Origin of the sequence: Bacteroides sp. An19 (assembly GCF_002160215.1) — a bacterium.
GTDB classification, from domain to species: Bacteria; Bacteroidota; Bacteroidia; order Bacteroidales; family Bacteroidaceae; genus Phocaeicola; species Phocaeicola intestinalis.
Window position 1 is genome coordinate 1 of record NZ_NFKD01000133.1, and the last position, 1,547, is coordinate 1,547.

The 1,547-nt window shown below is 51.3% G+C and carries 2 protein-coding genes; both read right to left on the minus strand.

Annotation, left to right across the window (positions count from 1 at the left end; all coding sequences use genetic code 11):
- Nucleotides 1-181: 181 nt before the first annotated feature.
- The gene (locus B5F25_RS20820; RefSeq protein ID WP_343206238.1) at nt 182-1,156 is read right to left on the minus strand and encodes an IS3 family transposase; all 975 of its coding nucleotides are present in this window, start codon (nt 1,154-1,156) and stop codon (nt 182-184) included.
- Nucleotides 1,123-1,506, minus strand: a complete 384-nt coding sequence (locus tag B5F25_RS21390) for a helix-turn-helix domain-containing protein (protein WP_140407015.1) — start codon at nt 1,504-1,506, stop codon at nt 1,123-1,125. Before B5F25_RS21390 ends, B5F25_RS20820 begins: the two co-directional genes overlap by 34 nt.
- Nucleotides 1,507-1,547: the final 41 nt, after the last annotated feature.

Sequence of the window (1,547 nt, forward strand, 5' to 3'; positions counted from 1 at the left end):
CTGTATTAGCCTGATTTTGGTTGACTATCTCAAAGTCTTAAACCTGTTAAAAGTTGCCTCGGTTATAGCTATCCGTTAATTTAGTTGACATCGGCACGGTCATCCCTGAATTTGGTTGCCTGTATGCTGTCTGTCGTCATAGAGTTCCATCCGGGGAACAAAAGTAAACAAATTTTCGGTATTACAACCCTGCAGCGGCGTTTATTGCCTCATCCCTGTATGACCGCCACCGTTTTTTCAACCTGCCGGTGCACCCTGAAGCCTGTGCCGGTGTCATCATGTCATTGCTCATATGCGGGCGTTCATTGTTATAGAACTCTATGCCCTTTGCCAAGGCTGCGGCTGCCTGCCCGATGCCTGTGAGGCTCATGCCTTTCAGCAACTCGTTCTTCACTGTGTTGTTGATGCGTTCGGCCTGCGCGTTCTCTTTCGGGTTCCCGTTTTCTGTCATGCTGATGCGTATGCCTTCGCCCTTGAGCAGCCTTACATATTCGGCACTTGCGTATTGCGTTCCACGGTCGCTGTGATGGATGAGCTTCTTCTTGTCCTGCTCATTCATGCCGGCCAGCCGCCGCATGGCCATTTCAAGCGCCTTTACGGGATAAGCCGCCGAAAGGTCGGGGCCGAGTGCCCAACCTATTATCTCATGGGTGTAGGCGTCGGTCACCAACGACAGGTATGCAAAGACGTGGTCGGCTTCCCCGCTCTTGAGTGGGATGTAGGTGATGTCGCTCACCCACAGCTGGCCGGGTGCGGTGGGTATGAAGCTCCGAGCAAGGTTGGGGTATGTACGCAGACCGTGCGAGGAATCCGTCGTGCGCGGCTTGCGGCGCTTGTTGCGCACCTTCAGGCCGTTGCGGTCGATGATCTCCTCAAACTTGTCACGCCCCACACGGTCGGCATCCGGGAAGTCGCGCCTGTACATGAACCAGAGCTTCTTCCCTCCGATGCCCGGGCATCTTTCCCTTATGCCGCGGATGTATTCCACGGCAAACGCCTCCCTGGCCGTCTTTTTCAGCACACGTGAACCGTCGTATTTGTAATAAGCCTGCTTGCTCACGCCAAACATGCCGCAAAGACAACGCACGGGGTATGCGCACGCGTCTTTGGCGTGCAGGTTCTCTACTGTTTGGCGCCAGCTTTTTTTCGTATGGATATGTTGAACTTACCTTCCGCAACGTTGATCATCTCATCGTAGAAGTCCGCACGCAGTTTCTGGTACGCCAGCTCCTTGTTCGCTTTCGCCAGTTCGGATTTCAGGCGGGCTATCTCTTCTTCTTCAGAAGGATTTGACGGAGGTTCCGACTCCGACGGCCGGAAATTACGAAGATTCTTCTTTCCCATTGTTTCATGCATGATTGGTCTTTCATTTGCAAAGGTACACAACCATTTGTGAACTTGGGTCTTGCTGACGCCTATCTTTGAAGATATTGCACGATAACTCATACCCTCCTGACGTAATTGGTACGCCAAAGATAAATACTCTTTCTTTAAAGTTTTTCTCATATTTCTTCTTTTTATGAGTCAACTTTTTTTAGGATAAGACA

Bases quoted from the DNA above. Each gene is read 5' to 3' on its own strand.
- B5F25_RS21390 (WP_140407015.1), bottom strand. From the start codon at position 1,506: ATGAGAAAAACTTTAAAGAAAGAGTATTTATCTTTGGCGTACCAATTA.